The 25,082-nt window shown below is 65.3% G+C and carries 24 protein-coding genes; 20 read left to right on the forward strand and 4 right to left on the reverse strand.

What is annotated here, in order from left to right; genetic code table 11:
• Positions 1-20: 20 nt before the first annotated feature.
• A complete protein-coding gene (locus tag ACIPRI_RS14635) occupies positions 21-653 on the reverse strand; it encodes a MotA/TolQ/ExbB proton channel family protein (protein ID WP_446622183.1) in 633 nt (210 codons plus the stop codon).
• 320 nt (positions 654-973) lie between these two features.
• On the opposite strand from ACIPRI_RS14635, the gene xseA reads away from it, so the two are divergent.
• Both xseA and ACIPRI_RS14645 read left to right on the forward strand, forming a co-directional pair.
• On the forward strand, positions 974-2,290 hold the full coding sequence (xseA, locus tag ACIPRI_RS14640) for an exodeoxyribonuclease VII large subunit (protein ID WP_446622184.1): 1,317 nt from the start codon (positions 974-976) through the stop codon (positions 2,288-2,290).
• Positions 2,291-2,348: 58 nt separating this feature from the next.
• Positions 2,349-2,930: a superoxide dismutase gene (locus ACIPRI_RS14645; RefSeq protein ID WP_446622185.1), complete on the forward strand. Its 582-nt coding sequence runs from the start codon at positions 2,349-2,351 to the stop codon at positions 2,928-2,930.
• 72 nt (positions 2,931-3,002) lie between these two features.
• Here the strand turns inward: ACIPRI_RS14645 and ACIPRI_RS14650 are convergent, their stop codons facing one another.
• Both ACIPRI_RS14650 and ACIPRI_RS14655 read right to left on the reverse strand, forming a co-directional pair.
• Complete coding sequence (locus ACIPRI_RS14650; RefSeq protein ID WP_446622186.1) at positions 3,003-3,473, reverse strand: DUF192 domain-containing protein; 471 nt, start codon at positions 3,471-3,473, stop codon at positions 3,003-3,005.
• Between the two features lie 203 nt (positions 3,474-3,676).
• Complete coding sequence (locus ACIPRI_RS14655; protein WP_446622187.1) at positions 3,677-3,997, reverse strand: cell envelope biogenesis protein TolA; 321 nt, start codon at positions 3,995-3,997, stop codon at positions 3,677-3,679.
• A 194-nt stretch (positions 3,998-4,191) separates the two neighbouring features.
• Here ACIPRI_RS14655 and icd point away from each other — a divergent pair, with 194 nt between their 5' ends.
• The 16 genes from icd (at position 4,192) to ACIPRI_RS14735 (ending at position 21,734) form a co-directional block, all read left to right on the forward strand.
• On the forward strand, positions 4,192-5,451 hold the full coding sequence (gene icd, locus ACIPRI_RS14660; protein WP_446622188.1) for an NADP-dependent isocitrate dehydrogenase: 1,260 nt from the start codon (positions 4,192-4,194) through the stop codon (positions 5,449-5,451).
• Between the two features lie 166 nt (positions 5,452-5,617).
• Entirely contained in the window at positions 5,618-6,850 is a 1,233-nt protein-coding gene (locus ACIPRI_RS14665) for a tyrosine-type recombinase/integrase (protein WP_446622189.1), read from the forward strand.
• 113 nt (positions 6,851-6,963) lie between these two features.
• Positions 6,964-7,629 (forward strand): hypothetical protein, encoded by a 666-nt coding sequence (locus ACIPRI_RS14670; RefSeq protein WP_446622190.1) that lies wholly within the window; start codon positions 6,964-6,966, stop codon positions 7,627-7,629.
• 617 nt (positions 7,630-8,246) lie between these two features.
• A complete protein-coding gene (locus ACIPRI_RS14675) occupies positions 8,247-8,471 on the forward strand; it encodes a helix-turn-helix transcriptional regulator (protein ID WP_446622191.1) in 225 nt (74 codons plus the stop codon).
• Between the two features lie 3 nt (positions 8,472-8,474).
• A complete protein-coding gene (locus ACIPRI_RS14680; RefSeq protein WP_446622192.1) occupies positions 8,475-8,804 on the forward strand; it encodes a hypothetical protein in 330 nt (109 codons plus the stop codon).
• The gene (locus ACIPRI_RS14685) at positions 8,801-10,906 is read left to right on the forward strand and encodes an AAA family ATPase (RefSeq protein ID WP_446622193.1); all 2,106 of its coding nucleotides are present in this window, start codon (positions 8,801-8,803) and stop codon (positions 10,904-10,906) included. Before ACIPRI_RS14680 ends, ACIPRI_RS14685 begins: the two co-directional genes overlap by 4 nt.
• Positions 10,907-11,281 carry a hypothetical protein gene (locus ACIPRI_RS14690; RefSeq protein WP_446622194.1) on the forward strand — a complete coding sequence of 125 codons (375 nt, stop codon included), beginning with the start codon at positions 10,907-10,909 and terminating at the stop codon, positions 11,279-11,281. It abuts the gene before it with no gap.
• A complete protein-coding gene (locus tag ACIPRI_RS14695) occupies positions 11,278-11,694 on the forward strand; it encodes a hypothetical protein (RefSeq protein ID WP_446622195.1) in 417 nt (138 codons plus the stop codon). Before ACIPRI_RS14690 ends, ACIPRI_RS14695 begins: the two co-directional genes overlap by 4 nt.
• Before the next feature lie 22 nt (positions 11,695-11,716).
• A complete protein-coding gene (locus tag ACIPRI_RS14700) occupies positions 11,717-12,352 on the forward strand; it encodes a hypothetical protein (RefSeq protein ID WP_446622196.1) in 636 nt (211 codons plus the stop codon).
• Positions 12,349-12,861, forward strand: a complete 513-nt coding sequence (locus ACIPRI_RS14705; RefSeq protein WP_446622197.1) for a hypothetical protein — start codon at positions 12,349-12,351, stop codon at positions 12,859-12,861. The genes ACIPRI_RS14700 and ACIPRI_RS14705 overlap by 4 nt, the downstream gene beginning before the upstream one ends.
• Complete coding sequence (locus ACIPRI_RS14710; protein ID WP_446622198.1) at positions 12,858-13,019, forward strand: hypothetical protein; 162 nt, start codon at positions 12,858-12,860, stop codon at positions 13,017-13,019. Before ACIPRI_RS14705 ends, ACIPRI_RS14710 begins: the two co-directional genes overlap by 4 nt.
• Positions 13,016-13,432 (forward strand): DUF5681 domain-containing protein, encoded by a 417-nt coding sequence (locus tag ACIPRI_RS14715; RefSeq protein ID WP_446622199.1) that lies wholly within the window; start codon positions 13,016-13,018, stop codon positions 13,430-13,432. The genes ACIPRI_RS14710 and ACIPRI_RS14715 overlap by 4 nt, the downstream gene beginning before the upstream one ends.
• Positions 13,429-13,626 (forward strand): hypothetical protein, encoded by a 198-nt coding sequence (locus tag ACIPRI_RS14720; protein WP_446622200.1) that lies wholly within the window; start codon positions 13,429-13,431, stop codon positions 13,624-13,626. Before ACIPRI_RS14715 ends, ACIPRI_RS14720 begins: the two co-directional genes overlap by 4 nt.
• Positions 13,623-13,898, forward strand: a complete 276-nt coding sequence (locus tag ACIPRI_RS14725) for a hypothetical protein (RefSeq protein WP_446622201.1) — start codon at positions 13,623-13,625, stop codon at positions 13,896-13,898. The genes ACIPRI_RS14720 and ACIPRI_RS14725 overlap by 4 nt, the downstream gene beginning before the upstream one ends.
• The gene (locus ACIPRI_RS14730; RefSeq protein ID WP_446622202.1) at positions 13,891-16,113 is read left to right on the forward strand and encodes a transglycosylase SLT domain-containing protein; all 2,223 of its coding nucleotides are present in this window, start codon (positions 13,891-13,893) and stop codon (positions 16,111-16,113) included. The genes ACIPRI_RS14725 and ACIPRI_RS14730 overlap by 8 nt, the downstream gene beginning before the upstream one ends.
• On the forward strand, positions 16,113-21,734 hold the full coding sequence (locus tag ACIPRI_RS14735; RefSeq protein ID WP_446622203.1) for a hypothetical protein: 5,622 nt from the start codon (positions 16,113-16,115) through the stop codon (positions 21,732-21,734). Before ACIPRI_RS14730 ends, ACIPRI_RS14735 begins: the two co-directional genes overlap by 1 nt.
• Here ACIPRI_RS14735 and ACIPRI_RS14740 read toward each other — a convergent pair.
• Positions 21,731-21,913 carry a hypothetical protein gene (locus tag ACIPRI_RS14740; RefSeq protein ID WP_446622204.1) on the reverse strand — a complete coding sequence of 61 codons (183 nt, stop codon included), beginning with the start codon at positions 21,911-21,913 and terminating at the stop codon, positions 21,731-21,733. The genes ACIPRI_RS14735 and ACIPRI_RS14740 overlap by 4 nt on opposite strands.
• Positions 21,914-22,301: 388 nt before the next feature.
• On the opposite strand from ACIPRI_RS14740, the gene clpS reads away from it, so the two are divergent.
• On the forward strand, positions 22,302-22,661 hold the full coding sequence (clpS, locus tag ACIPRI_RS14745; RefSeq protein ID WP_446622205.1) for an ATP-dependent Clp protease adapter ClpS: 360 nt from the start codon (positions 22,302-22,304) through the stop codon (positions 22,659-22,661).
• A gap of 54 nt (positions 22,662-22,715) precedes the next feature.
• Positions 22,716-25,034 (forward strand): ATP-dependent Clp protease ATP-binding subunit ClpA, encoded by a 2,319-nt coding sequence (clpA, locus tag ACIPRI_RS14750; protein WP_446622206.1) that lies wholly within the window; start codon positions 22,716-22,718, stop codon positions 25,032-25,034.
• Positions 25,035-25,082 lie beyond the last annotated feature (48 nt).

Genomic DNA, 25,082 nt, shown 5'->3' on the forward strand with positions numbered 1-25,082 from the left:
TCTTGCGCTTCACGGCGGCTTCAGCCTCGCAGCATTTCCAGGTGGCGGGCGAAACGCTCGCTCGCCAGCTCCAGATTGAGCAGGTACTCGTCGACCCGGCTGCGGAAGTAGCGCCAGAAGATCAGCGTGGGGATCGCCACGATCAGGCCGAAGGCGGTGTTGTAGAGCGCGATCGAGATGCCGTGCGCCAGCTGGGCGGGGTTGCCCGAGCCGACGGCGCCGCCGGTGGGCGACTGGGAGCCGAAGATCTCGATCATGCCGATCACCGTGCCCAGCAGGCCCAGCAGTGGCGCGGCCGAGGCGATGGTGGCCAGCGCGGCCAGATAGCGCTCCAGCTTGTGCGCCACGGTGCGGCCGGTGGCTTCCATGGCGGCGCGGATGTCGTCGTCGGTGGAGCGCGGGTTGGCGTTCAGTGCCCGGAAGCCCGCGGCCAGCACTTCGCCCAGGAAGGAATTGCGTTCCAGCTTGGCCACCACTTCAGGCGCCGGTACCGCACCGCGCGATACGTTGATGGCCTCGTCGAGCAGCTTGGGCGGCATCACTCGGGCGGTTTTGAGGGAGGTGAATCGTTCGATGACGAGCGCCAGGGCCAGCACGGAACACAAGAGCAGGGGCCAGATCGGCCAACCCGCAGCAACTATGATCGAAAACAAAGAAGGCCCTCCGGCGCTGTAAAGGAATGCAAATGCGCGGCGATTATCCACCGCGCCATTGCCCATCGGACACGCTTTGTGTGTGTGCGATTCCACACACAGAATCTGTTGATAACTTTGTGACTAACTGGCCGGACAACGCCGGCCGGCCCGCATGCAGCGGGCCTCCGATTGGATCGAGCGAATTTTGAGCAGTCATTTCTCCAATGGAATCAACGGCTTGCACCACAACATTGGCCATGGGCGCAGTCAAAGCGGCGCGACATCTACTGGGATGAACCCTTGTGGAAGAGTGGCCTGGCCCGAAAGTGCGCTTGGTGATGGCCAATAACTTCTCTTTGGCGCCCGGGCCGCGCGTATGGGAGGTCGGCGCCTTGTGCCACGCGGTGGCGGACGCGCTGGATGCGCGCTTCAACCCGGTGGCGGTCCGCGGCGAGATCTCCGGATTTTCGCGCGCGGCCAGCGGCCATTGCTACTTCGCGCTGAAGGACGACGGCGGCCAGCTGCGCTGCGCCATGTTCCGGCGTGCGGCGAGCCTGCTGGACTTCAACCCAAGCGATGGCGATCAGGTGGAAGTGCGTGGCCGGCTGGCCGTGTACGAACCGCGCGGCGATCTGCAACTGGTGGTGGAAAGCCTGCGGCGGGCCGGACAGGGCGCACTGTTCGAGCAATTCATGCAGCGCAAGGCGCGGCTGGAGGCGCAGGGCTTGTTCGATCCCGCGCGCAAACGTGCGCTGCCGACCCTGCCGCGCGCCATCGGCATCGTCACCTCGCTAGGCGCCGCTGCCCTGCACGATGTGGTGAGCGCGCTACGCCGGCGTGTGCCGCACATCCCGGTGGTGCTGGCGCCGGCGGCGGTTCAGGGCGCGGCTGCCCCTGCCGAACTGGTGCGTGCGCTGCGCGCGCTGTACGCGCTTGAGCCGCAAGTCGACGTGATCCTGCTGGTGCGCGGCGGCGGCTCGATGGAAGACCTGTGGGCCTTCAACGACGAACTGCTGGCGCGCACGATCGTCGAGAGCCCGGTGCCGCTGGTGAGCGGCGTCGGCCACGAGACCGACTTCACCATCGCCGATTTCTGTGCCGACCTGCGCGCCCCGACGCCCACCGCGGCGGCCGAACTGGTGTCCGCGCCGCGCGACACCTGGCTGGGCGCCCTGGCGTTGATGGAAGACCGGCTGGGCAACGCGCTGGGTGCGCGCCTGGACAGCCTGGGCCAGCGCCTCGACCAGGCCGCCGCGCGGCTGGGCCGGCCCTCGGGCCTGATCGCGCGCCAGCAGCTGGGCTGCGCGCATCTGGCGCAGCGCATGCACTACGGTGCGTTGTCGAAGCTGGAGCGATTGGCGCAAGTCCAGCGCAGGCTTCAGGACGCATTGCCGGCCGCGCTGACGCAGGCCATCCTGGGCCAGGAGCGGCGGCTGACGCATGCCGGCACGCGGCTGCAGCTTTTGGATCCGTCGCTGGTGTTGCAGCGCGGCTATGCCTGGCTGTCCGACCGCGAGGGCCACGCCTTGACCAGCGTCGAGCAACTGGCGCCCGGCGCCACCGTGAGTGCCCGCCTGGCCGACGGCCGTGCAGAACTGAGTGTGCTTGGCGTCGAGCACACGCGGCGCGGTACTACACGCAAGGCCAATGAATAGTTCCTAGAATGCGCCGTCTTACGTCGACATCATCATCAACCCACCACGAGCAATAAACATGGAACACGTCCTTCCTCCTCTTCCCTACGCCCTCGATGCGTTGGCACCGGAATACTCCAAGGAGACGATGGAGTACCACTACGGCAAGCACCACAACGCTTACGTCGTGAACCTGAACAACCTGCAAAAGGGCACCGAGTTCGAGGCCATGACGCTCGAAGAGATCGTCAAGAAGTCCAGCGGCGGCATCTACAACAACGCCGCCCAGATCTGGAACCACACCTTCTTCTGGAGCTGCATGAAGCCGCAAGGCGGCGGCGCGCCGACTGGCGCGCTGGCCAAGGCGATCGACGCCAAGTGGGGCAGCTTCGACGCCTTCAAGGAAGCATTCGTCAAGTCGGCCGTGGGCAACTTCGGCTCGGGCTGGACCTGGCTGGTGAAGAAGGCCGACGGCTCGGTCGACATCGTGAACACCGGCGCCGCCGGCACTCCCCTGACCACGGCCGACAAGGCCCTGCTCACGGTGGACGTCTGGGAGCACGCCTATTACATCGACTACCGCAACCTGCGCCCGAAGTACGTCGAGACCTTCCTGGCCAAGCTGGTCAACTGGGATTTCGCCGCCAAGAACTTCGGCTGATCGCTAGCCCCCAGTAAAAAAGCCGGCCCTCAGGCCGGCTTTTTTCATGCCTGCTGCGGCTGCTACGGCCATTCAGCGCGCCGGCTGGAAAGGGGTTCCGCTCAGCTTGAAGCCCTTCTTGATGTTCTTCTTGGCAAACCAGCCCTGGTTCATCTCCAGCACGTAGCGCACCGGTTCCTCGGAGCACCAGTTGTCGGTGCTCAGGGGCTTCATGTCCGCCAGGTTCACGATGCGGCCATCGTCCGCCACGAAGGCTGCCGTCAGCGGCAGCAGGGTGTTTTTCATCCAGAAGCATTGAGGCGCCGCCTGCTCGAAGACGAACAGCATGCCTTCCTGCTGCGGCATCTCCTTGCGGTACATGAGGCCGATCTGGCGCTCCAGCGCACTGGCGGCCACCTGGGCATCGATCTGGTACATGCCGGCATTGATGCGCACGCGCTTGAGGTCCGTCTGCGGTTCGCCATTGCCCTGCGCTTGAGCGGCAGGCAGGAACAGGAAATTGGCAGCCGCCAATAGCGGCAAAAGAATGAATCGGGGAAACATCAGGGCAGTCTTCTGGGAATTGCGGCGAGAAATGCCTGCGCGTCGATGAAAGCGGGGCATGGCGTGTGCGGCAAAGCTTACATCGAAATTTCGAGCTCCTTTTGGGGCCCGCGCATCCGTTGTCGCAGGCGGCCGAAGGCCTGTCTGGACACAAAAAAAGCGCCCCGCAGGGCGCTTTTTCGTTGGAGCCAGTTGGCAGCGAATTACTTCGCGCCCGGCATGTCGGGCGTGCCGCCTTGGGTGGTCTTGGCGCGGCCCGGCTTGCGGGTGTCGCGGGTGTCCTTGCGGGCTTCGCCGGCGGTTGCAGCCTTGTCGGTGCCGATCGCACCGCCTTCGGGCGTCTTCAGGGTGTCGCCGCCAGCCGGCTTGACTTCGCCCTTCGGCTTGGTGGCGCGCTTGGCGTCGGCGCGTTGCTGCGACTTGGTGTTCACGTTGCCCTGCTCGGCGGACTGACCAGCCGGGTTTTGCGCGTAGGCGCCAACGGCGAACAGGCCGGCAATCATCACTGCGAGTACTTTGCTCATTGTCGAATTCCTCATTGGAAATGGTTTCGAGACGCCTCCCGGGGGGCAGAAGGTAAGCCAACAACGAAGGCGAGTTGGCCTTGGTTGACAGCACCTCATTCTCCGGTTGCGTCTAAAATTCTAAAGCTATTCTTTAGCTGGCTGGGGCGATGTGTTGTCCCCAGCCATCACATTTATCCGGAGCCAATCCCCTCATGTCTGCCTACCAGCACATCAAAGTCCCGGCCGAAGGCCAGAAGATCACGGTCAATGCCGACAATTCGCTCAATGTGCCCGACCAGCCCATCATTCCGTACATCGAGGGAGACGGAACCGGTTTCGACATCACCCCGGTGATGCTGAAAGTGGTCGATGCCGCAGTGGCCAAGGCTTACGGCGGCAAGCGCAAGATCCATTGGATGGAGGTCTTTGCTGGCGAGAAGTCGACCAAGGTCTACGGTCCCGACGTCTGGCTGCCCGAAGAAACCCTGCATGCCGTGCGCGACTACGTGGTCTCGATCAAGGGCCCCCTGACCACGCCGGTGGGCGGCGGCATCCGTTCGCTCAACGTGGCGCTGCGCCAGGAGCTCGATCTTTACGTCTGCCTGCGCCCGATCCAGTACTTCGACGGCGTGCCCAGCCCGGTGAAGGAGCCGCACAAGACCAACATGGTGATCTTCCGCGAGAACTCGGAAGACATCTATGCCGGCATCGAGTTCGAAGCCGAAAGCGAGAAGGCCAAGAAGCTCATCAAGATCCTTCAGGACGAATTCGGCGTCAAGAAGATCCGCTTCCCCAACACCTCGGGCATCGGCATCAAGCCGGTGTCGAGGGAAGGCACCGAGCGCCTGGTGCGCAAGGCCATCCAGTACGCGATCGACAACGACAAGCCCAGCGTGACCATCGTCCACAAGGGCAACATCATGAAGTTCACCGAAGGTGGCTTCCGTGACTGGGCCTATGGCCTGGCCGCCAAGGAATTTGGCGGCGAACTGATCGACGGCGGCCCGTGGATGAAGATCAAGAGCCCGAAGAACGGCAAGGAAATCACGGTCAAGGATTCGATCGCCGACGCCTTCCTGCAGCAGATCCTGCTGCGTCCGGCCGAGTACAGCGTGATCGCCACGCTGAACCTGAACGGCGACTATGTCTCCGACGCGTTGGCAGCCCAGGTCGGCGGCATCGGCATCGCCCCCGGCGCCAACATGAGCGACACGGTCGCCATGTTCGAAGCCACCCACGGCACGGCGCCCAAGTACGCCGGCAAGGACTACGTCAACCCGGGTTCCGAAATCCTCTCGGCCGAGATGATGCTGCGCCACATGGGCTGGAAGGAAGCGGCCGACCTGATCATCAGCTCGATGGAAAAGTCCATCGCCAGCAAGAAGGTCACCTATGACTTCGCCCGCCTGATGGAAGGTGCGACGCAGGTGAGCTGCTCGGGCTTTGGCCAGGTGATGATCGAGAACATGTAGTGACTTGAATGGTGCTGAACCCAGCACCCATCATCAACCCCAGTGCCTTGAAAACACTGGGGTTTTTCGTTTCTGGTGCTGTTCGATGTTGAATTGACATGCACGAAAAACGGGGCCATGATCGGGGCCATGTACAAATCCCATGGCCCCAGGCCATGCCCATGACGTGGCCCAGAACCGACACATCAACTACGTGCTCAAGCCGAGCCAAATCGACAACGCGAAGCCCCGGGAGAAGTCCTACGCGCTGACCGATGGCGGGGGCCTGCACGTGGAGGTGCTGCCGTCGGGATCCAAGGTCTGGCGCGCGAAGTACCACCTGCACGGCAAGCGCGAGAAGGTCACGATCGGCGTTTACCCGTCGATCAAGATCGCCGAGGCGCGCGACCGCCACGCCAAGATTCGCGCCATGGTGGACACCGGCATCAGCCCGGCACGCCAGAAGCAAGCGGACGAGGCCGAGCGCAGGGCCAAGGAGGCGAGGGCGTTCACGTTCAAGACGTTCGCCCAGCAGTGGATCGAAGAGACCATGTTCTATCGGTCGGCCGGCTACCGGGCGCAGACGGTGCGCTGGCTGGAGACCTACGTTTATCCGGCCTTCGGCGAGCGCCAGCTCGACCAGGTACAGCCGGCCGACGTGCTGGCCGTGATCGAACAGCGCCGCGATACGCCGGTGACAGCCGAGCGCATCCGGGTCATCACGCAGCAGATTTATAACCACGCGATCCGCAAGCTGCTGGTCAACAGCAACCCGGCCACGGCGCTGCGCGGCGTCATCGAGCGCGCGCCGGTGGAGCATCACCAGCACCTGACCGAGAAGCAGCTGGCGGCCTTCTGGCGGGGCCTGGACAACCAGGGGGCGCACGCCGGAACCATCACGGCAACGAAGCTGCTGATGCTGACGATGGCGCGCAAGTCTGAGCTGCTGCGCGCCAAGTGGCCAGAGTTCGACCTGGACAAGGCGGTGTGGGACATCCCGGCCGAGCGCATGAAGATGCGCAAGCCCCACCGGGTTTTCCTGTCCACGCAGGCGGTGAAGCTGCTGCGCGCGCAGCACAAACTCAGCGGCCACGGTGACTACGTCTTTCCATCGATCTTCCGTGGCAATGTGCCGATGGGCGATGCCACGCTGAACCATTTCTTCAAGCGCCTGGACTTCGGTGTGTCCGATTTCAGCCCGCATGGCACGCGCGGCACCGCGGCGACGCTTCTGCGCGAGCACGGTGTCACGCGCGAGGTGGTGGAGTTGCTGCTGGCGCACACGGAGAAGAGCCAAACCGTTGCTGCCTACACGCATGCGCAGCATGTGGGCGAGCGCAAGAAGGCGCTGCAGTTCCTGGCCGACCACACTGAGCGTCTGGCGGCCGGCGCGCAGGTCCTGGAGTTCAAGGCCGCGTGACGAATCCCGCCAGGCCCTCCGGCGGATCGAGGAGGGCAAAGGCGCCGGCCGAGGTGGTTGCGACACCAGGGCCGGCTGACCACAACGTGCAACACCTGAAAGGACCGCACATCATGGCTCTCTCAATTATCCGCTCCGGCGCGCGCGCCAGTCTCCCCGATGACATCCAGCTCACCGAGGAGGTCGATCACGACGAGTACCGAGGCCCGCTCAAGTCCCTGCTCGACGCCGGCATAGTTCGGGTTGATCAACTCCCGCCGCCGGGCAAAGTCTCGATTGGCTACTTTCAAGGACAGGTCATCTCGCGCAAATGCAAGCGAGATGAAACCTACCTGCGGGTATCTGTCTACGATCCCGAGAACAACACGGTTGTCCTGGTGGGCGTGTCGCATGAAGTCGCCGCAGCAAGGCGCATAGCTGCCACTGAGGCTCGGGCGAAGGCGCAGGCCGAGCGCCAGGAGTTGGCCAGGAAGCTGGAGACGATGCGCGATCCCGGCATTGAGGCCGCTCGGAAGGAGCTTCAAGACAGCCCGGCGCGCTTCAAGGTGGGCGACCTGTGCATGCACGTCGACGGTCGATATATGGAGATCGTCAAAGGGTACGAACTCCGCCACGTTTGGTGCGAAGACGGCAGGTATTTGCACGAGGAATCGGGCCAGGCATTCAGCTACATCTATGGCTACACCGCCCGCGAACTGGGCGAGAGTCCGTTCTTTTATCCTGCCCATCACCTGCTCGACGCTGACGGCAGGGTGAAGCACCTGCAGCTTGTCAGATAAAAGTCGCATGACCAGAAAGGCCGGCGTGCTCCGCGTGCCGCTGACCATGTGGGCAGCGAGGAGGGTCATTCAGTATCTGCTGTGGCAGAGCCAGAGCCAGCCGTCGCTGTTGTGCTCCCCGTCGGAACATGCTCGGTGGGGCGCCGAGTACAGGGATCTCGCGAGAATCCTTGCTCGATGGCGACGAGCCAAAGTCGACGGCCGGCTCTACATCGCGCTCACGCGACCGCAGGCCACTCGTTTTGCGGCGCTGAGGGACGGTGCGGCGATAACGGGCCAGGTTGTCGTGGCAGACTTTGCTAGGGAGTGCTTAGAAAAGGTCCGAGGCAGGGGGCGGCCGAGAGGAACCCCGCAAGATCGCCGACGGCGCCTAGAAGGCGCGTCTTTGTTCGGAGTGAGCAGCGGTGAGTTGGCGAAGCTCAGGCGCGCGGTGCAACTCGACGATGCCATGGACGACATGCAGTCGAAGGGTAAAACCATTCTGACTTACGAGTGGCCGAGGCACGAGAAAAGGAAGCCTGGTCGTCGCCCGAGGTCAGGGGGTACGATTTAATTGGCCTATTTCTAATCTCTGGCCCGCGGGAAAGTTCGCCCATGTTGAACCACATGAGCGAACCATGAATTCCTCCGAGCTGACGAAATACCCCGCCGGCGCGTATGTCCGCGTTCGGCAAATCTGCACCGATTCGAAAACGGGGCGCCCTGGCCTCCTGCCGGTCGTATCACGCACCTGGCTGAAGTGGGTGGAACAGGGCAGGGCCCCGGCCGGCATCCTGCTGAGCCCGCGCACCCGTGCGTGGAAGATCGAGGATGTCCTCGCTTTCGCAGCGAAGGAGCAATGACCCATGCTCCACGCTCAACCAGCGGTGGCCTCTGCCGCCGGCGAAGACGCGCCTGACGCGCCCCAGAAGCGCGAAACCCAGCTGGCAGGCTGGGAGTTCGCAAAGGAAAACAGAGAGAAGCAGGCTGGAATTATCGGCGCCGACGAGCTCACTCGCAAGCGCGAAAGCACGCTGACTGCCGAATGTGCCTTGGTTGGCGTCGCGCTGATCCCAAGCACGAACGACCGCGGCGCGCGCGTCTACGTCGTCACTCGCTGGGCACTCTGCAAGGAACTGCCCGATCTCGATTCCGTCGAGGCGTGGCTCGCTCGCGTGAAGGGCGGCATCGCATGATCGAGAACGCCATCGACGCACTGCGCGCCTGTGATCCCGGATGCGCTCGGGAAGACTGGGTGAAGTTGGCCATGGCCGCAAAGGCCTCAGGCGTCGACTTCGACGAGTTCCATGACTGGAGCCAGGGCGCATCGAACTACAGCAACGAGCGCGATGTGCGCTCCATGTGGAACTCCATCAAGCGTCTGGACGGCATCACCGAGAAGACGCTGTTCAAGATGGCGGCCGATAGCGGCTGGTTGCCACCCAAGGCCGAGAAGCCGCAGAAGCGCATCGAGCGCATCGTGCCGCACGTCACCGAGGTCTGGAACCGTAGCTTCAAGGCGACTGAGAACGAGCCCTACATCGTCGCCAAACAAGGCAGTCCGGACGGACTGAAGGTTGTGCCCCATGGTGACAGGCTGACCATCTCGCGCACCAGCGTCGCCGGCTGGCTGATGGTGCCGGTCAGGGACTGGACCGGGGGCACGCTCAGCGCGCAGTTCATCCCTCCTCCTGGTGCCGGGAAGAAGCTGAACTACACCGCGCCCATGGGCGACGGCGCGTTCGTCGTCGGCAAGATCGATCTCGCAAAGCCTGTCTACCTGGTGGAGGGCATCGGCCAGGCTTGGGCCTGCCATGCCGCCACCGGATGCGCTTCCATCGTCGCCTTCGGCTGGGGCCGGGTTCGGACGGTTGCTCAGGCTGCGATGCGGCATCACGTCGGCATCCGGATGGTGCTCGTGCCTGACGCCGGCAAGGAAGAGGACGCGCGCAAGATCGCCCGGGACCTGTCCGTCGACTATGTCGTGATGCCGCCTGCCTGGCCATCGAACAGCGACGTGAATGATCTGCTCCAGAAGGACGGGGCGGATGCGTTGAGGGCACTCCTGGCTGCGGTGCAGGCTCCTCCGGAGGGTGACGGCGCCATTCTGGTCAACGGCGCCGACATCGAGGCCAAGCCCATTGCCTGGCTCTGGCACTTCTGGCTGGCCTTCGGAAAGATGCACATCCTCGCCGGCCCACCCGGTGCCGGTAAGACGACCGTCGCGCTGGCCATGGCGGCGACGATCACCATCGGCGGCAAGTGGCCGGACGGCTCCCGGTGCCCGATCGGCAACGTGATGATCTGGAGCGGCGAGGACGATCCCGCCGATACCCTGATCCCTCGCCTGATCGCCATGGGCGCGGACATCAAGCGGGTGTTCTTCATCACCGGCTCGAGATTCGATGGTGAGGTCCAGCCATTTGATCCATCACGGCACATGCCCCAATTGCTGGCGCAGGCCGCACGAATCGGTGACGTCAAGTTGCTGATCGTAGATCCGGTCGTGAGCGCCGTGAATGGTGACTCGCACAAGAACGCCGAAGTCCGCAAGGGCCTGCAGCCCCTGGTCGATCTCGGCTCGCAGCTCGGCGCCGCGGTGCTCGGCATCACGCACCTCAGCAAGGGCACCGTGGGCCGTGACCCCACCGAGCGGGTGACGGGCAGCATCGCCTTCAGCGCCGTGGCTCGCATCGTCCTGCTGGCCGCCAAGGTGAAGACCGAGGACGGCACCGACCGGCGTGTTCTGGTTCGTTCCAAGGCCAACATCGCACCCGATGACGGCGGCTTCGAGTATCACATCGAGCAGACCGAACCCCTCCCCGGCATCCACACCAGCGCGGTGAGCTGGGGGCAATCGGTGGAGGGATCTGCCAGGGACATCCTGGCCGAGCCCGAGGAGGAGACCGAAGCCCAGTCGGGCGCGAAGGCCGACGCGGAGGAGTTCCTGCGGGAACTGCTGATCTGCTCCACCCCAACCAAGACAGTCCAGACCGAGGCCAAAGCCGCTGGCCATGCGTGGGCCACCGTGCGCCGGGCCTCCGAAGCCCTGGGGGTGAAGAAGCGCAAGGGCGAGTCCGGTTGGTACTGGCAACTGTCGCAAAGTGATGTTGCGCAGGCAACTTGCTCACTCCAAAACCATGAGCAACATGGGCAAGTTGAACAAGTTGAGCAAGTTGGAAACGGCGCAATCTTCCCGCCGCCCCGCCATGTTGCTCAAGATGCTCAACTTGCCCACCTGCTCAAGGGTGAAGAACCTGGGCAAGTTGCAGTAAGTGCCGACGTGGAGGAGATCTAGATGGATGCCTCCACCGTCCTCTCGGTTTTATGGGGTCACGGCTTCACGGTCGAGCTTGGACCTGGCGGCAAACTGCTGGTGAGTCCGTCCAGCACCCTGCACGACAGTCTGCGAGAGCTGCTTCGAGCTCACAAGCCAGAGATCGTCTCCATCTTGGCGGACGTTCAGCGCAAGGCTGCTGCTCAGGCGGACGACCTGATGCGGGCAGCAATGCGCTGCTGCGACGCCCATGGCGATGGGCCAGAAGGCCGTGCCGAGATGCTGGCCGACATCCAGGCAACACCTTTGCACCTTCGCGCCGACTTGTTGGATCACTTCCGCCCCCGGCCGCCTGATCCTTGTTTTCAGCAAGCGGAAATTCCGCCACCGGCATGAGGCACCCGGTCATCTTCCGGCGCGTGGACGATGCGGAGACCGGCGCCAGCCGCTACATCGTCGGCCTCCCCGGCGCTACTGCGGTGTTCGAGCCTTCGCGCACCACAGCGGCCGCAGCCGGTGCCCTGCACTCGCTCGCCACCCAGCGCGGCCGGCGCTCGCGCGACCTCAGCGGCCTGGCGCCACCCGGCGTGCAGAGCCCCCGTCACCGCGTCTACGAGAAGTTGAAGCGCGTCGCGAACGACATCGCAGCGGTGAGCCCCCAGTTGGGCACTGCCTTGGCCCGTTTCCGGTGCGAGACCGAGGGGGACCGGGTGAAGTGCTGGCTGCCTGACTCCACCAACGCCTTTCTGATCGTTGAAAAACACGACGCAAGCGCGACGCACCTTTGCGATTCCGCACCCGCCATCTAACCTCGATTCAAAGGACAAACCCATGCTCATCGACCACAACGCCCCGCACGCACCGCCGACCGAACTTGAGCAGCTGCGCCGCGCCATTGCCAGCGAGCAAGCTGGCCTCGCAGGCTGCGAGGAAGACCTCAAGCAAGCGCCCAAGAATGCGGACCTGCTCAACGAGCAAGAACAAACCCTCGCGCGCATCGCGGAGTTCAAGAAGACGCTGGCCGCCCTGGAGAGCCGCGCCCTGCGTGCTGTTCGTGACCGCACGGCCGGCCAAGCAGCGCAGATCCAGCGCTTGAGTGAGCTAGCGCTGCGAGCCAAGCAAGGTGCCCAGCGGCGCAGCGTCAAGGCTGCTGCGGCCATGGAGAAGCTGGAGGCCCTTGCGGCTGACCTCTCCGAACTGCATGCCATCGATGTGGAAGCCAGCGCGGCCTACGCCGCGGCGGTCATGCCAATGGTGGGCGTCGAGCGATTCACCCGCAGCCCGGCACTGCAAATCGGCGCGCTGCCCCTGCCGCTGTTCGACGCCATATCGAAGGCCCTTGAGGCGCACGCACACGACGCACAGACCCCGCTTGAATCCGCTCGCCAGCACTCCGACCGGGTGGCTGACACGCTGGACGCTGAAATGGAACGACAGACCACCACCGATGAGGAAGCCCCGCAATGACCGACATCGCAAACGCCCTGTACGGCGATACGCAGCCTGCGGCCAGTGCCCCGGCATCGGCCGCGCCAACGCGCACCGCGCTGGAGGTAGTCACCGATCAACGCACCGCGAATCAGCTGTACGGCGCTACGCTGCACCGCGAGAACGTCGGTGTGATCCGGGAAGCGGCAGCGGACCAGCTGCTGAGTCGCGCGCAGCAGGAAGCGGAAGTCCGAGCCATGAGCGGCATCCTCTCGCGCCACGCCACGAACGGGGTGGACGGGAAGGACCTGGCCGACGCCATCGCCGGGGGCATGAAGAACACCCCCTCGTCTGCGCAAGTCGAGGCCTGGCGCTCAGCCTCCTTGACCTACCTTCGCAGCCAATACGGGGCCGAGGCTGGGGAAGTTTTGGCAAAGACCCAAGCGCTTGTGCGCAACGACCCGGCCCTAGCCGCGCGGCTCGCTGGCGGGGTTGGCTCAAACCCGCATGTGATGCGCATCCTGGCCAAGAAGGCCGCTGGCCGATGAACTCGCCCGAGGAAATCGCCAACAAGCTGTTCGGCCGCCTGCGGCGGGGCCTGCCGCCGCCGCCGGACCTCGCGCAAAGCGAATGGAATGCGATCGTTGAGCGCATGTATGACGACCGCGGGCGGAGGCGAGAGCCCCTCGACGAGGACGACGAATGACGTTTCGACCAGGCGTGTCCGGCAACCCCAGCGGAAAGCGGCGCGTGGGAAGGCCCAAGGCCGAGGTGGCCCGGGCGGCGTTGCGCGAGGCCATCAGCAAGGGCCTGCCGGCTGTCGTGGTGAAGCTCCAGACCATGGCTGAGGGCGGCGACACCAATGCCGCCAGATTGCTTTTGGAGCGGGGCCTTCCGCAGCTCAAGCCGGCGGCGTTGGAGGTCGGCCTGCCGGAGTTTGATCCAGCGATGAGCAACACCGACGCGGCGCGTGCAGTGTTCGCAGCGATTGCTTCCGGCAAATTGCCCCCGGACGTCGGTGCCCAGCTCATCACTGCCCTGGGCGCTGCGGCAAGGGTCGCAGAGATCGACGAACTGGCCGCGCGCATTGCGGCCCTTGAATCGCGAGGCCTTGCATGACGCGCCGCAAAGCAATCATCCACGCCGACGAACTGCCACCCGATCCAGCGGACTGGCGAACGCCACCCGAGCCGGAGCCCTTCGTCCAGCGCGATGGCATCCAGGAAGAGCTCGATCGGCGCCGCCAGCAGCGCGACGACCCTGCCGCGCAGCGCAGAGCCTTTAACCCATACACATTCGGGAGAAATTCATGAGCCTTCTTACCCGCCTGACCAAGTTGGAAGCAGCCCACGGGCCGCAGAAGGGATTTGGAGGCTTCGCCGAGCGCATGCGGGCTGCCGCCATGCGCCTGCGGGCTGCCGGCCCACTGCCGGAGCCGACGCTCGCCGAACTTGAGGAGCGCCTCGCTCGCATGCCGGTGAACGGCTTGGCCTGGAGGATGACCCGCCGCAAGATCGATCACCTCACCGAGGTCGCCAAGCGCGTGGCCGCATCCACCAACCAGAAGGGGGTGCATCTTGGCTAGAGTTCCAGAGCTTCAAGGCCCCAGCGTCCAACTCCAGGCCGCGCCGCAGTTTCGCGAGCAAAGCACCGTCAGCGCCGACGCGCTGAACATCCGAGAGCGCCAGGTGGGCGGGCTGGGCCAAGCCACTGAGCAAGCCGGCCTCACGGCCACCGACGTGCAGCAGCAGCTGGTGGTGCGCGCCAACGCGCTGCGTGTCGATGACGCCTACAACCAGGCGCAAGAGGCGGCGCTGCGCCTGCAGCACGGACCGCAGGAGGGCTACACGCGCCTCAAAGGCCAGGAGGCTCTGAAGCGCGACAGCGGGATGCCGCTGCCCGAAGAGTTCACCGGCCTGCTGGACAAGCGCATTGCCGAGATCAGCGACACGCTCACGCCGGCACAGCGCCAGATGTTCGCCAAGCAGGCCAACGGCTTGCGCACCAACTTCATGGGCAACGCCATGGTCTACACCGGCCAGCAGGCCCAGGTGTACGGCCTGAGCGTGCGCGAGGCCAGCACGGCGAACGCGGCCAATGCGCTGGTGCTGAACTTCAGCGACCCCACCAATGTGGCGTACCAGACCAACCGAATCCGCGCCAACATCGAGGGCGCGGTGGACCCCGACACGGGCGAGTTCATCCCGGGCTCTGCGCAGATGGCGGGCAAATCGGCGGTGTGGGCCAAGGAAAAGGCTGACGAGGCGGTGAGCGGCGCACACACCGCAGCGATCCAGTCGGCCATGGAGGCGGGCAACGTGAACGCCGCCATGACCTACCGGCAGAAGTACGGCCAGCAGATGACGGCCACCGACATGCTGAAGATCAATGGGGTGCTGGAAAAGAACTATGAAACCATGCGCGGCGTGACCGCGGCCACGCAGGTGATGGGCTCCAGTGAAGTGCAGTCTTCCATCAACCCCGGCGACATCGACCGGTTGCGCACCGTTCGCAATCGCCTGGAATCTGCCAGCGGCGACTTCAACACAGACGGCTCTCTGGTTCTCGGACCGGTGACCAAGTCCGGCGAACGCGCAATCGGCGGCGCGCAGGTGATGCCCTCCACGCTGCGCGACCCGGGCTATGGCATCAAGCCGGCGGACCCCGAGATCATGAAGAACGGCACCCCGCAGCAGAAAGCCGCCGAAATTCGACGCGTAGGAGACGCCAAGCTGGACGTGCTGGTCAAGATGTTCAACGGCGATGTGGGCGCCGTCCTGGGGGCGTACAACTGGGGCGAGAAGAACGTCAAGGACGCACAGAAGAAGGCGCGCGATGCGGCCGGCGCCGGTGAGAGCGTGCCGGCGGATGCATGGCTTGCCTACGCCCCGGTCGAAACGCGCAACTACGTCGCCAAGGGTGCGGGCATGTTCAACAATCCCGCCGAAAGCAGGCCGCCGCGCCTGACCCTGGAGCAGGCGCAGGGCGCTGCGGTCGCCAAACTTGGCCCCAACCCCTCACCCTTCGCGATGAAGGCCGCCACCGACGAAGCGGCGCGGCGGTTCGAAGTGCAGACCAAGGCCATCGAGCAGCGCAAGACCGAACTGATTTCCACGGCGTTTCAGGAGCTGGCGCAAAACGGCGGCAACTACGGTGCGCTGTCGCCCAAGCTGCGCTCATCTCTCGTCCAGCACGCGCCTGACAAGATCGATGAGGTGATGGCCTACGGTTCGAAGATCGCCGCCGGGCAGCCGGTGGAGACCGACTGGAACACCTACACCAACCTGCGCGCGCTGGCCGCCACCGACCCCCAGAAGTTCGGCCAGGTCGACCTGCGCGCGCAGTTCAGCAAACTGGCGCCGCAGCAGCGCGAGCAACTCCTTGATCTGCAAACCGCGACCAAGGACAAGACCAAGGTGAACGAGGTCGTGAGCTTGGACGCGCAGCTCAACAACGCGCACGACACGCTCAAGATCAACAGCGACCACGAGCGCAAGGGCAAGTTCGACAGCGTCGTGACGACGCAGCTTGCCGCCGAGCAGGTGCAAAAGGGCCGGCCCCTGACCTATGCCGAACGCCAGGCCGTGATCGACCGCAACATGCTGGCCACTGACTCGGGATGGTTCTCCAGCAAGCGCGTCTACGAGGTGTCTGGCACGCCCGCCGGCATGACCGCCAAGCCGGTGCCCACGAGTGACGACAGAAAGCTGATCGTCTCGGCATTGCAGGCCGAAGGGATCAAGGCACCCACCGACGCGCAAATCCTGCAGCGTTTCAACCTCAAGTACGGAATCCGCTGATGGCCAACCCCTACGCGCTCGACCAGATCGCCCCGCAGGAAACCCCTGCGGCGGACAACCCCTACGCCCTGACCGCGATCGAGGGCGATCGGCAAACGGCCGTCCGCGGCACGCTTGCGACGGCGATTCCCCAGAACCCTGACGACGCGGCCAAGGCGAACAAGCTGGCTCGCACCACCGGGCAGCCGGCCGAGGCGATCCAGCGCAATCTGCCCCAGGTGGAGCAGCAGGCACAGCTGGACGCCTACAGCGCCATGATTGCCACCCGCCCGGTGACGCGCGACTTCCTCACGGTGCCGCAGCAGGCCGCAGTGGCGCACGATGACACGGCCAACCTGACCGGCATCGAGTCGGCCATGACGTCGGTTGCGAAGGCCGCGCGCTACCTCACCACCGCCGATGACACCGGCGGCCTGCTTCGAGACATCGGCGCCGGCGTCTGGCGTGCCAACCGCGGCGCTGCCGGCGTGTTCCAGGCCCTGGCCGAACTGCCTGAGCCGCTGGTGGGCTCGGTACTGCCTGACAATCCATTTCGCCCGGCCGCCAGGTACTTTGCGCAGGCCGGTGCAACCTCCGAGGCGCGCGCCAAGGCGCTGAGCCCGGCGGGTGCTGGCATGTTCGGCAACGCGGTGAGCTCGGGCGTGCAATCCCTCACCGGCAACCTGCTCACCCTGCCGCTGGCGCTCCTGCCTGGCGGTCAGGCGCCGGTCCTGTACGGCATGGCCGCGCAGCAGGGTGGCCAGAGCTACCAGCAGGCGCGCGAGCAGGGCCTCACGTCCGTGCAGGCGCTCCCGTTCGCAGCATCCCAGGCGGCCATCGAGTACGCGACCGAGAAGCTCCCGATGCACCTGCTGCTTAAGGATCTGAACGCCGGCGCCGCGATCGGCAAGACGATCCTGCGGCAGGTGGCCAGCGAGGTGCCCGGCGAGCAAGTCGCCACCGTGCTGCAGGATCTGAATGAATGGGCGGCGCTGCCCGAGAACGTGAACAAGCCCTTCAGCGCCTACCTGGCCGAGCGCCCGAGCGCCGCGGCCTCGACGCTGATCGCCACCGTGATCGGTGTGGGTGGCCAGGTCGGTGTGATGAAGACCATTCAGGCCGCCGCCGACAACGCCGCCGGCATCGACCGCCAGGCGCAGGCTGCCGAGGTGAAAGCGACGGAGGTCGAGAAGCTCGCCAAGCTGGCAGCCGACAGCAAGCTGCGCGCACGCGATCCAGTCACCTTCCGCCAGTTCATCGACCAGGTGAGCGAGGCCAACGGCACGGCGCCCACCGAGATGTACGTGGACGCGCAGACGCTGGCCAACACGCTCAACCAGGCCGGCATCACGCAGGACCAACTCGAAGTGCTGGCGCCCGGCGTCGCCGAGCAGATTCGCGTTGGAAACCTGGTCGACGGGGCCGACATCCGAATCCCGATGGCCGAACTGCTGGCCGCCGATCCCAAGATCACGGCGCCCCTGATCGAGCACCTGCGCGAGTCGCCCGAGGCCATGAGCCGGGCCGAGGCGCAGCAGTTCCTGTCCAACAAGGGCGGGGCGCTGCAGGGCGAGGTGGAAAGCGAGATGGTTCGCGCGGTGCAGGAGGCCGGCACGCAGGTTCGAAGCGACGCCGTGCGCCAGCACTTCGAGCAGCAGCTCACCACCGCGGCGCGCTACACCGAGTCGGTGAACAAGGCCTATGCCACGCTCCTGGGCTCGTTCTATGAGACGCAGGCCGCACGTGCCGGCATGGCACCCGAGGAGTTCCTGCAGCGTTACGGCCTGGAGATCACCAGCAACACCGCCGGCGGCGCGCAGCAGCTCAGCCAGGGCGAGAAAAAGAGCAAGGGCCCGCGGGCGCAGCTCTCGTTCGGCCAGGACATCACCGCGGCGCCGAGCGTGATCTCGCTGCTCAAGGGCGCGGATCTCAGTAGCCTGCCGCATGAGGCGGGGCACTTCTTCCTGGAGGTGCAGGCTGACCTGGCTGCCCGTATCCAGGCGCGCTCGAACGCCGGCGAAGAGGTGAGCACCAGCGAAAAGCAGATCGCCCGCGACATGGGCACGCTCCTGACCTGGTTCGGTGTCAAGGGCGCGCCAACCACCACTTCGCTGCACGACTGGCTGGCCATGAGCCTGGACGAGAAGCGCAGCCACCACGAGCAGTTTGCCCGCTCCTTCGAGCGCTACCTGATGGAAGGGCAAGCACCGAGCCAGGAGCTGCAGAGCATCTTCGATCGCTTCCGCGCCTGGCTGGTGAACATCTACAAGAAGATCGCCGCGCTCGATTCGAACCTCAGCGACGACGTGCGGGCAGTGATGTCGCGCATGCTGGCGGCCGACGAGACGATCGAAGCTGCAGAAGCTGCGCGCAACCTCGGGCCGCTGTTCGCCAGCGCGGAGCAAGCCGGCATGACCCCCGGCGAGTACGCGGCCTACCAGGCGCTGGGGCGCCAAGCCACCGAGACGGCTGAGGCTGAGCTTTCGGGCCGGCTGCTGCGCGACATGCGCTGGCTGTCCAAGGCGAAAGAGCGGGCACTGGCGGCCGCCCAGCGCGAAGCCGACACCCTGCGCGCCCAGACCAAGGCGGAGGTGACCCGGGAGGTGATGTCCGAGCCGATCTACCAGGCCTGGCAGTTCCTCACCGGAAAGCAGGACAAGATCGCACCGGGCACCGTCGCCCTGGAGGACATCGACACGGTGCAGTCGTCGGGGCGCCTGCGCTCCAGCCTGGCCAAGGAAATGAGCCCCGAGGCCTACGAGGTGCTGCACAAGCGACACATGACCAGCGAGGACGGCGGCATGCACCCGGACCTGGTGTCCGAGCTGTTCCCCGGGTTCACCTCGGGCGACCAATTGATGCGCGCGCTGGCGCTGGCCGATCCGCCGCAGGAGGTGATCGAGGCCCTGACCGATCAGCGCATGCTGGAGCGCTATGGCGACATCAGCAGCCCCGAGGATCTGAAGCGCGCGGCCGAGGCGGCCATCGCCAACGACGTGCGCGCCCGGGTGATCGCCACCGAGCTCAAGGCCGTCATGAAAGCGACCAACACCCGCGAGGGCTCGGTGGACGTCATGACCCGCGCCGCCAAGGTGTATGCCGCCCAGGTGATCGCCCGCCAGAAGATCAAGGACGTTCGCCCGCGCATGTACAGCGCAGCGGCCGCCCGCAGCGCCAAGCTCGCGGCGCAAAGCCTTGGCAACACGGCCGAGGTGGCCATGCACAAGCGCAACGAACTGGTGAACCTGCAGGCGACGCGCGCGGCGTCCAACGCGCAGCGCGAGATCGAGGCCGCCCAGAGGTACATCGAGCGGGTGCAGAAGGCAGACCTTCCGCCCGAGTTCGCCGACCAGATCGAGCAGATCCTGGACCGCTACGACATCAAGCGCAGCACGACCCTCAAGGAGATCAGCCGGCGCAAGAGCCTCATGCAGTGGGTGGAGAGCCAGCGCGAGCAAGGGATCGAGCCGGACGTGCCGGACTACCTGCTGAACGAGGCGGCGCGCGTCAGCGTCAAAGACCTGACCGTCGAGGAGTTCCGCGGCCTGGTGGACACCGTCAAGCAGATCGAGCACCTCGGGCGCCTGAAGAACAAGCTCCTGACGGCCAAGGATCAGCGCGACTTCGACGCGGTGCGCGCCGACCTGGTCACCAGCATCCTGGAGCACGGCAAGGGCCGCACGGCCGACACCCGCACGCCGACGACGGCTGCCGGGCGCTGGCTGCAGACCGTCAAGAACTTCGGCGCCGCGCACATCAAGGCGGCCACCTGGGCCCGGATCATGGACGGCGGCAAGGACGGCGGGCCGATGTGGGAGCGCTTCATTCGCGGCGCCAACGAGGCAGGCGACCGCGAAACCACGATGCGCGCCGAGGCCACCAAGCGGCTGAGCGAGATCATGGCGCCGGTGCTCAAGGGCGGGAAGATGGGCGGCAAGGGCAAGTTCTTCCCGTCGATCGGGCGCAGCCTCAACCGCGAGTCCATCTTTGCAATCGCCCTGAACACCGGCAACGAGTCCAACCTGCAGCGCCTGCTCGACGGCGAGGGGTGGACGCAGGCCCAGCTGCAGCCGGTGCTGGACACCCTCACAGCCCAGGAATGGACGGCCGTGCAGCAGGTGTGGGACTTCTTCGAGAGCTATCGCCCGCAGATCGCCGCCAAGGAGCTGCGCGTCTTCGGCCGGGAGCCCGAGTGGATCCAGCCCAAGCCGGTGCAGACCAAGACCGCCGGCACCCTGCGCGGGGGTTACTACCCGGTGAAATACGACCCGGCGGCGAGCGTCCGCGCCGAGGAGCATGCCGACGCCGAGGCCGCGAAGCAGCAGCTCAAGGGTGCCTACAGCGCGGCCACCACGCGGCGCAGCTTCACCAAGGCCCGGGCCGAGGAGGTGCATGGTCGCCCGCTCCTGTACACGCTCTCAGGCATGTATGGCGGCGTGAACGACGTGATCCACGACCTGGCTTGGCACGAGTGGCTGATCGACACCAACCGCCTGTTACGGTCCAAGCCGATTGACGAGGCCATGCGCGGCACCTACGGGCCCGCCGTGGTGCGCCAGCTCAAGACCTGGCGTGATGCCGTCGCGCTGGGTGATTCGGCCTCCCAGGAGGCCATCGACAGCATGCTCAGCCGGGTGCGCCAGGGCGTGAGCATCGCGGGCCTGGGGTTCAACGTCATGAGCGCGGCCATGCAGCCGCTGGGCCTGACGCAATCCATCGTGCGCGTGGGCGCCAAGTGGATCGGCAAGGGCATGACGCAGTACATCGGCGCGCCGATCGCCAAGACGCGCGAGGTGAACGAGAAGAGCGACTTCATGGCCAACCGCTCGCGCACCCGCTTTCGGGAGCTCAACGAGCTGCGCAACCGGGTGGAAGGGCAGACGGCCGTGCGCGAGAAGCTCAACGCCTCGGCCTACGTGCTCATGATGCGTTTCCAGCAGGCGGTGGACGTGCCCACCTGGCTGGGCGCCTACGAGAAAGCCACGGCCGCCGGCAAGGACGAGGCGAGCGCCGTGGCCCTGGCCGATCAGGCGGTGATCGATGCCCAGGGCGGCGGTCAGATGAAGGATCTGAGCGCCATCGAGCGCGGCGGGTCGGCGCAAAAGCTGTTCACCGTCTTCTACTCGTTCATGAACACGGCCCTCAATGTCGGCGTGGCGCAGGGCATGACCAATAAGAGCGCAGCCAAGACGGCGGCCGACATGGCCCTGCTGTACGTGGTGCCGGCGGTGCTGGGTGCGCTCCTGAAGGACGCGCTGACCCCCGGCGACTCGGGCGACGACGAGGAGAAGCTTGCCAAGAAGCTGCTGGCCGAGCAGCTGGGGTTCCTCTTCGGCCTGTTCGTCGGCGTGCGCGAGGTGGGCGAGGCAGCCAAGACGGCGGCAGGGCTCACCGACCACGCGCGGGACTACTCAGGGCCGGCCGGCGTGCGCATGTTCAGCGACGCGCAGGCCCTGGCCAAGCAGGTCGCGCAGGGCGAGTTCGATGATGCTTTCCGCAAGGCCGCCATCAACCTCACCGGCGATCTGCTGGCGCTGCCGTCCGCGCAGATCAATCGGACGATCACCGGTGCGAAGGCGCTGGCCGAGGGTGAGACCAGCAACCCCGCGGCGCTGCTGTTCGGATACCAGAAGCCGCGCTAGGCGGTCGGCGCCTCGGGTGTAGTCGGACTACACTTTTCGGCGACTTTCTCGGCCTGCGCCAGTTGGGCCAGGCCACCGGCGTGCTTGATGCCGGTCGCCAGGATCTCCGTGAAGCTCTTCGTCGGAATTCGGGGCGGGTTGGTGGCGTACTCCATGATGCTCTCGATGCTGTCGTCCATGTGGGGGTCCTTCCAACAGACCGAAAGTGTAGGGCGGCAGCATCATCCCAACTGCCAGCTGCAATGGGGCCATAGGTGGGGCCATGCGTGCCGACTGATTTCATGAAACCCGCGCCAGTATTGGGCTGCAGCCTGATTTCGACGTGATGATCGAGAACATGTAATCAGCAGCCGTCGCCCGCCAAGGGCGGCGCCGCGCGTGACATGCAAGCGCCCCCGGTTTCCTCAGGAGCCGGGGGCGCTTCTTTTTTTGTGTGGCCCCCCACGGCAAGATTCCCCCGGGCGATTCCGGTGCGAGTTCACAAACCCAGCCCTTGATTTGTCGGCAAGGCGCCACCAATTCGTCTTGTGCCTCCACGGCCCCTGCGCGCTCGATAGAATGATTTTCATGGCTACCCGAATCCCCCCCGTTCCCAAGACGCCGCCGGCGACCAAGCCCGCGCGGGACGACGGCGACTCCGTGGTTCTGGAGCGCCGCCCGCAAAAGACCGCACCCCCCCAGATGTACCAGGTGGTGATGCTCAATGACGACTACACGCCCATGGAATTCGTGGTCGTGGTCATCCAGGAGTACTTCAACAAGGACCGGGAGACGGCAACCCAGATCATGCTCAAGATCCATCTGGACGGCCGTGGCGTCTGCGGGGTGTATTCCCGGGACATGGCGGCCACCAAGGTCAATCAAGTGATGGAAGCCGCGCATCAAGCCGGCCATCCCTTGCAATGCGTGAGTGAACCGGTTGAATAAGCTGCACTCCAACCCATCTAGCGAATATTTACAGCAAGGCAAAAAGGAAATCACATGATTGCCCAGGAACTGGAAGTCAGCTTGCACATGGCCTTCGTCGAGGCCAGGCAGCAGCGCCACGAGTTCATCACCGTGGAGCACCTGCTGCTTGCTTTGCTGGACAACCCGAGCGCCGCAGAGGTTCTGCGCGCCTGCTCGGCCAACATCGACGACCTGCGCGCGTCGCTCACCAACTTCATCAAGGACAACACGCCCCAAGTGGCGGGTACCGATGATGTCGACACCCAGCCCACGCTGGGATTCCAGCGCGTGATCCAGCGCGCCATCATGCATGTGCAGTCCACCGGCAACGGCAAGAAGGAAGTCACCGGCGCCAACGTGCTGGTGGCCATCTTCGGCGAGAAGGATTCGCACGCCGTCTACTACCTGCACCAGCAGGGCGTGACGCGCCTGGACGTGGTGAACTTCATTGCCCACGGCATCAAGAAGAGCGATCCGCCGGAGCCTGCCAAGGGCAGCGACAGCGGCGCGGGCGAGGGCGAGGAAGGCAACGGCGAGAAGAACGAGAAGTCTTCGCCGCTGGAGCAGTTCACCCAAAACCTCAACCAACTGGCCAAGGACGGCAAGATCGATCCGCTGATCGGCCGCGAGTACGAGGTCGAGCGCGTCATCCAGATCCTGTGCCGCCGGCGCAAGAACAACCCGCTGCTGGTGGGCGAGGCCGGCGTGGGCAAGACCGCCATTGCCGAGGGCCTGGCCTGGCGCATCACCCAGGGAGAGGTGCCCGAGATCCTGGCCGAGTCCAGTGTCTATTCGCTGGACATGGGCGCGCTCTTGGCCGGCACCAAGTACCGCGGCGATTTCGAGCAGCGCCTGAAGGGCGTGCTCAAGTCGCTCAAGGACAAGCCCAACGCCATCCTGTTCATCGACGAGATCCACACCCTGATCGGCGCCGGCGCGGCGTCGGGCGGTACGCTGGATGCGTCCAACCTCTTGAAGCCTGCCCTTTCCAGCGGCCAGCTCAAGTGCATCGGCGCGACCACGTTCACCGAATACCGCGGCATCTTCGAGAAAGACGCGGCCCTGTCGCGACGCTTCCAGAAGGTCGACGTGGTCGAGCCGACGGTGGCCGAGACGATCGAAATCCTGAAGGGCCTCAAGTCGCGCTTCGAGGAGCACCACAGCGTCAAGTACGCCGCCGCCGCACTGCAGGCGGCGGCCGAGCTCTCCGCCAAGTACATCAATGACCGCCATCTGCCCGACAAGGCGATCGACGTCATCGACGAGGCTGGCGCGGCGCAGCGCATCCTGATCGCGTCCAAGCGCAAGAAGACCATCGGCAAGACCGAGGTCGAGGAAATCGTCGCCAAGATCGCGCGCATTCCCCCGGCCAACGTCAGCAACGACGACCGCGGCAAGCTGCAGACGCTGGAGCGCGATCTCAAGAGCGTGGTGTTCGGCCAGGACAAGGCGCTCGAAGTGCTGGCCGCGTCCGTCAAGATGGCGCGTTCGGGCCTGGGCAAGGGCGACAAGCCGATCGGCTCCTTCCTGTTCTCCGGCCCCACCGGCGTGGGCAAGACCGAAGCGGCCAAGCAGCTGGCCTTTATCATGGGCATCGAGCTGATCCGCTTCGACATGTCCGAATACATGGAGCGCCATGCGGTCAGCCGCCTGATCGGCGCGCCTCCGGGCTACGTCGGTTTCGACCAGGGTGGCCTGTTGACCGAGGCGGTCACGAAGAAGCCCCACGCGGTGCTGCTGCTCGACGAAATCGAGAAGGCGCATCCGGACATCTTCAACGTGCTGCTGCAGGTCATGGACCATGGCACCTTGACGGACAACAACGGGCGCAAGGCGGACTTTCGCAACGTCATCATCATCATGACGACGAACGCGGGCGCCGAGACCATGAACAAGGCGACCATCGGCTTCACCAACCCGCGCCAGGCCGGCGACGAGATGGGCGACATCAAGCGCCTGTTCACGCCGGAGTTCCGCAACCGCCTGGACGCCATCGTGAGCTTCAAGGCGCTGGACGAGCAGATCATCCTGCGCGTGGTCGACAAGTTCCTGCTTCAGTTGGAAACGCAGTTGGCCGAGAAGAAGGTGGAGGTCACCTTCACGGACAACCTGCGCAAGCATCTGGCGAAGAAGGGCTTCGATCCGCTGATGGGCGCGCGCCCGATGCAGCGCCTCATTCAGGACACGATCCGCCGTGCCCTGGCCGACGAGTTGCTGTTCGGCCGCTTGACCGAAGGCGGGCGCCTCACGGTCGACCTGGACGATCAGGGCGAGGTGCTGCTGGACATCCAGCCGCTGTCCAGAAAGGAAGGCAAGTCCAAGCCCGAGGCGGAGGAAGCCGCGGCAGGTTGACGACGCGCACTGCCTCAATTCGGGCATGAAAAGGCCGGTAGCATTCGC

The sequence above is a fragment of the Variovorax sp. LARHSF232 genome (genome assembly GCF_052871435.1).

What these genes read in the sequence shown, in the direction of transcription:
- icd (WP_446622188.1), top strand. Translation starts at nt 4,192, where the DNA reads ATGTCTGCCTACCAGCACATCAAAGTCCCGGCCGAAGGCCAGAAGATC.
- ACIPRI_RS14680 (WP_446622192.1), top strand. Translation starts at nt 8,475, where the DNA reads ATGCTCCACGCTCAACCAGCGGTGGCCTCTGCCGCCGGCGAAGACGCG.
- ACIPRI_RS14710 (WP_446622198.1), top strand. Translation starts at nt 12,858, where the DNA reads ATGAACTCGCCCGAGGAAATCGCCAACAAGCTGTTCGGCCGCCTGCGG.
- clpA (WP_446622206.1), top strand. Translation starts at nt 22,716, where the DNA reads ATGATTGCCCAGGAACTGGAAGTCAGCTTGCACATGGCCTTCGTCGAG.
- ACIPRI_RS14705 (WP_446622197.1), top strand. Translation starts at nt 12,349, where the DNA reads ATGACCGACATCGCAAACGCCCTGTACGGCGATACGCAGCCTGCGGCC.
- clpS (WP_446622205.1), top strand. Translation starts at nt 22,302, where the DNA reads ATGGCTACCCGAATCCCCCCCGTTCCCAAGACGCCGCCGGCGACCAAG.
- ACIPRI_RS14695 (WP_446622195.1), top strand. Translation starts at nt 11,278, where the DNA reads ATGAGGCACCCGGTCATCTTCCGGCGCGTGGACGATGCGGAGACCGGC.
- ACIPRI_RS14735 (WP_446622203.1), top strand. Translation starts at nt 16,113, where the DNA reads ATGGCCAACCCCTACGCGCTCGACCAGATCGCCCCGCAGGAAACCCCT.
- ACIPRI_RS14700 (WP_446622196.1), top strand. Translation starts at nt 11,717, where the DNA reads ATGCTCATCGACCACAACGCCCCGCACGCACCGCCGACCGAACTTGAG.
- ACIPRI_RS14685 (WP_446622193.1), top strand. Translation starts at nt 8,801, where the DNA reads ATGATCGAGAACGCCATCGACGCACTGCGCGCCTGTGATCCCGGATGC.
- ACIPRI_RS14645 (WP_446622185.1), top strand. Translation starts at nt 2,349, where the DNA reads ATGGAACACGTCCTTCCTCCTCTTCCCTACGCCCTCGATGCGTTGGCA.
- ACIPRI_RS14725 (WP_446622201.1), top strand. Translation starts at nt 13,623, where the DNA reads ATGAGCCTTCTTACCCGCCTGACCAAGTTGGAAGCAGCCCACGGGCCG.
- ACIPRI_RS14655 (WP_446622187.1), bottom strand. Translation starts at nt 3,997, where the DNA reads ATGAGCAAAGTACTCGCAGTGATGATTGCCGGCCTGTTCGCCGTTGGC.
- xseA (WP_446622184.1), top strand. Translation starts at nt 974, where the DNA reads ATGGCCAATAACTTCTCTTTGGCGCCCGGGCCGCGCGTATGGGAGGTC.
- ACIPRI_RS14740 (WP_446622204.1), bottom strand. Translation starts at nt 21,913, where the DNA reads ATGGACGACAGCATCGAGAGCATCATGGAGTACGCCACCAACCCGCCC.
- ACIPRI_RS14675 (WP_446622191.1), top strand. Translation starts at nt 8,247, where the DNA reads ATGAATTCCTCCGAGCTGACGAAATACCCCGCCGGCGCGTATGTCCGC.
- ACIPRI_RS14720 (WP_446622200.1), top strand. Translation starts at nt 13,429, where the DNA reads ATGACGCGCCGCAAAGCAATCATCCACGCCGACGAACTGCCACCCGAT.
- ACIPRI_RS14670 (WP_446622190.1), top strand. Translation starts at nt 6,964, where the DNA reads ATGGCTCTCTCAATTATCCGCTCCGGCGCGCGCGCCAGTCTCCCCGAT.
- ACIPRI_RS14690 (WP_446622194.1), top strand. Translation starts at nt 10,907, where the DNA reads ATGGATGCCTCCACCGTCCTCTCGGTTTTATGGGGTCACGGCTTCACG.
- ACIPRI_RS14715 (WP_446622199.1), top strand. Translation starts at nt 13,016, where the DNA reads ATGACGTTTCGACCAGGCGTGTCCGGCAACCCCAGCGGAAAGCGGCGC.
- ACIPRI_RS14650 (WP_446622186.1), bottom strand. Translation starts at nt 3,473, where the DNA reads ATGTTTCCCCGATTCATTCTTTTGCCGCTATTGGCGGCTGCCAATTTC.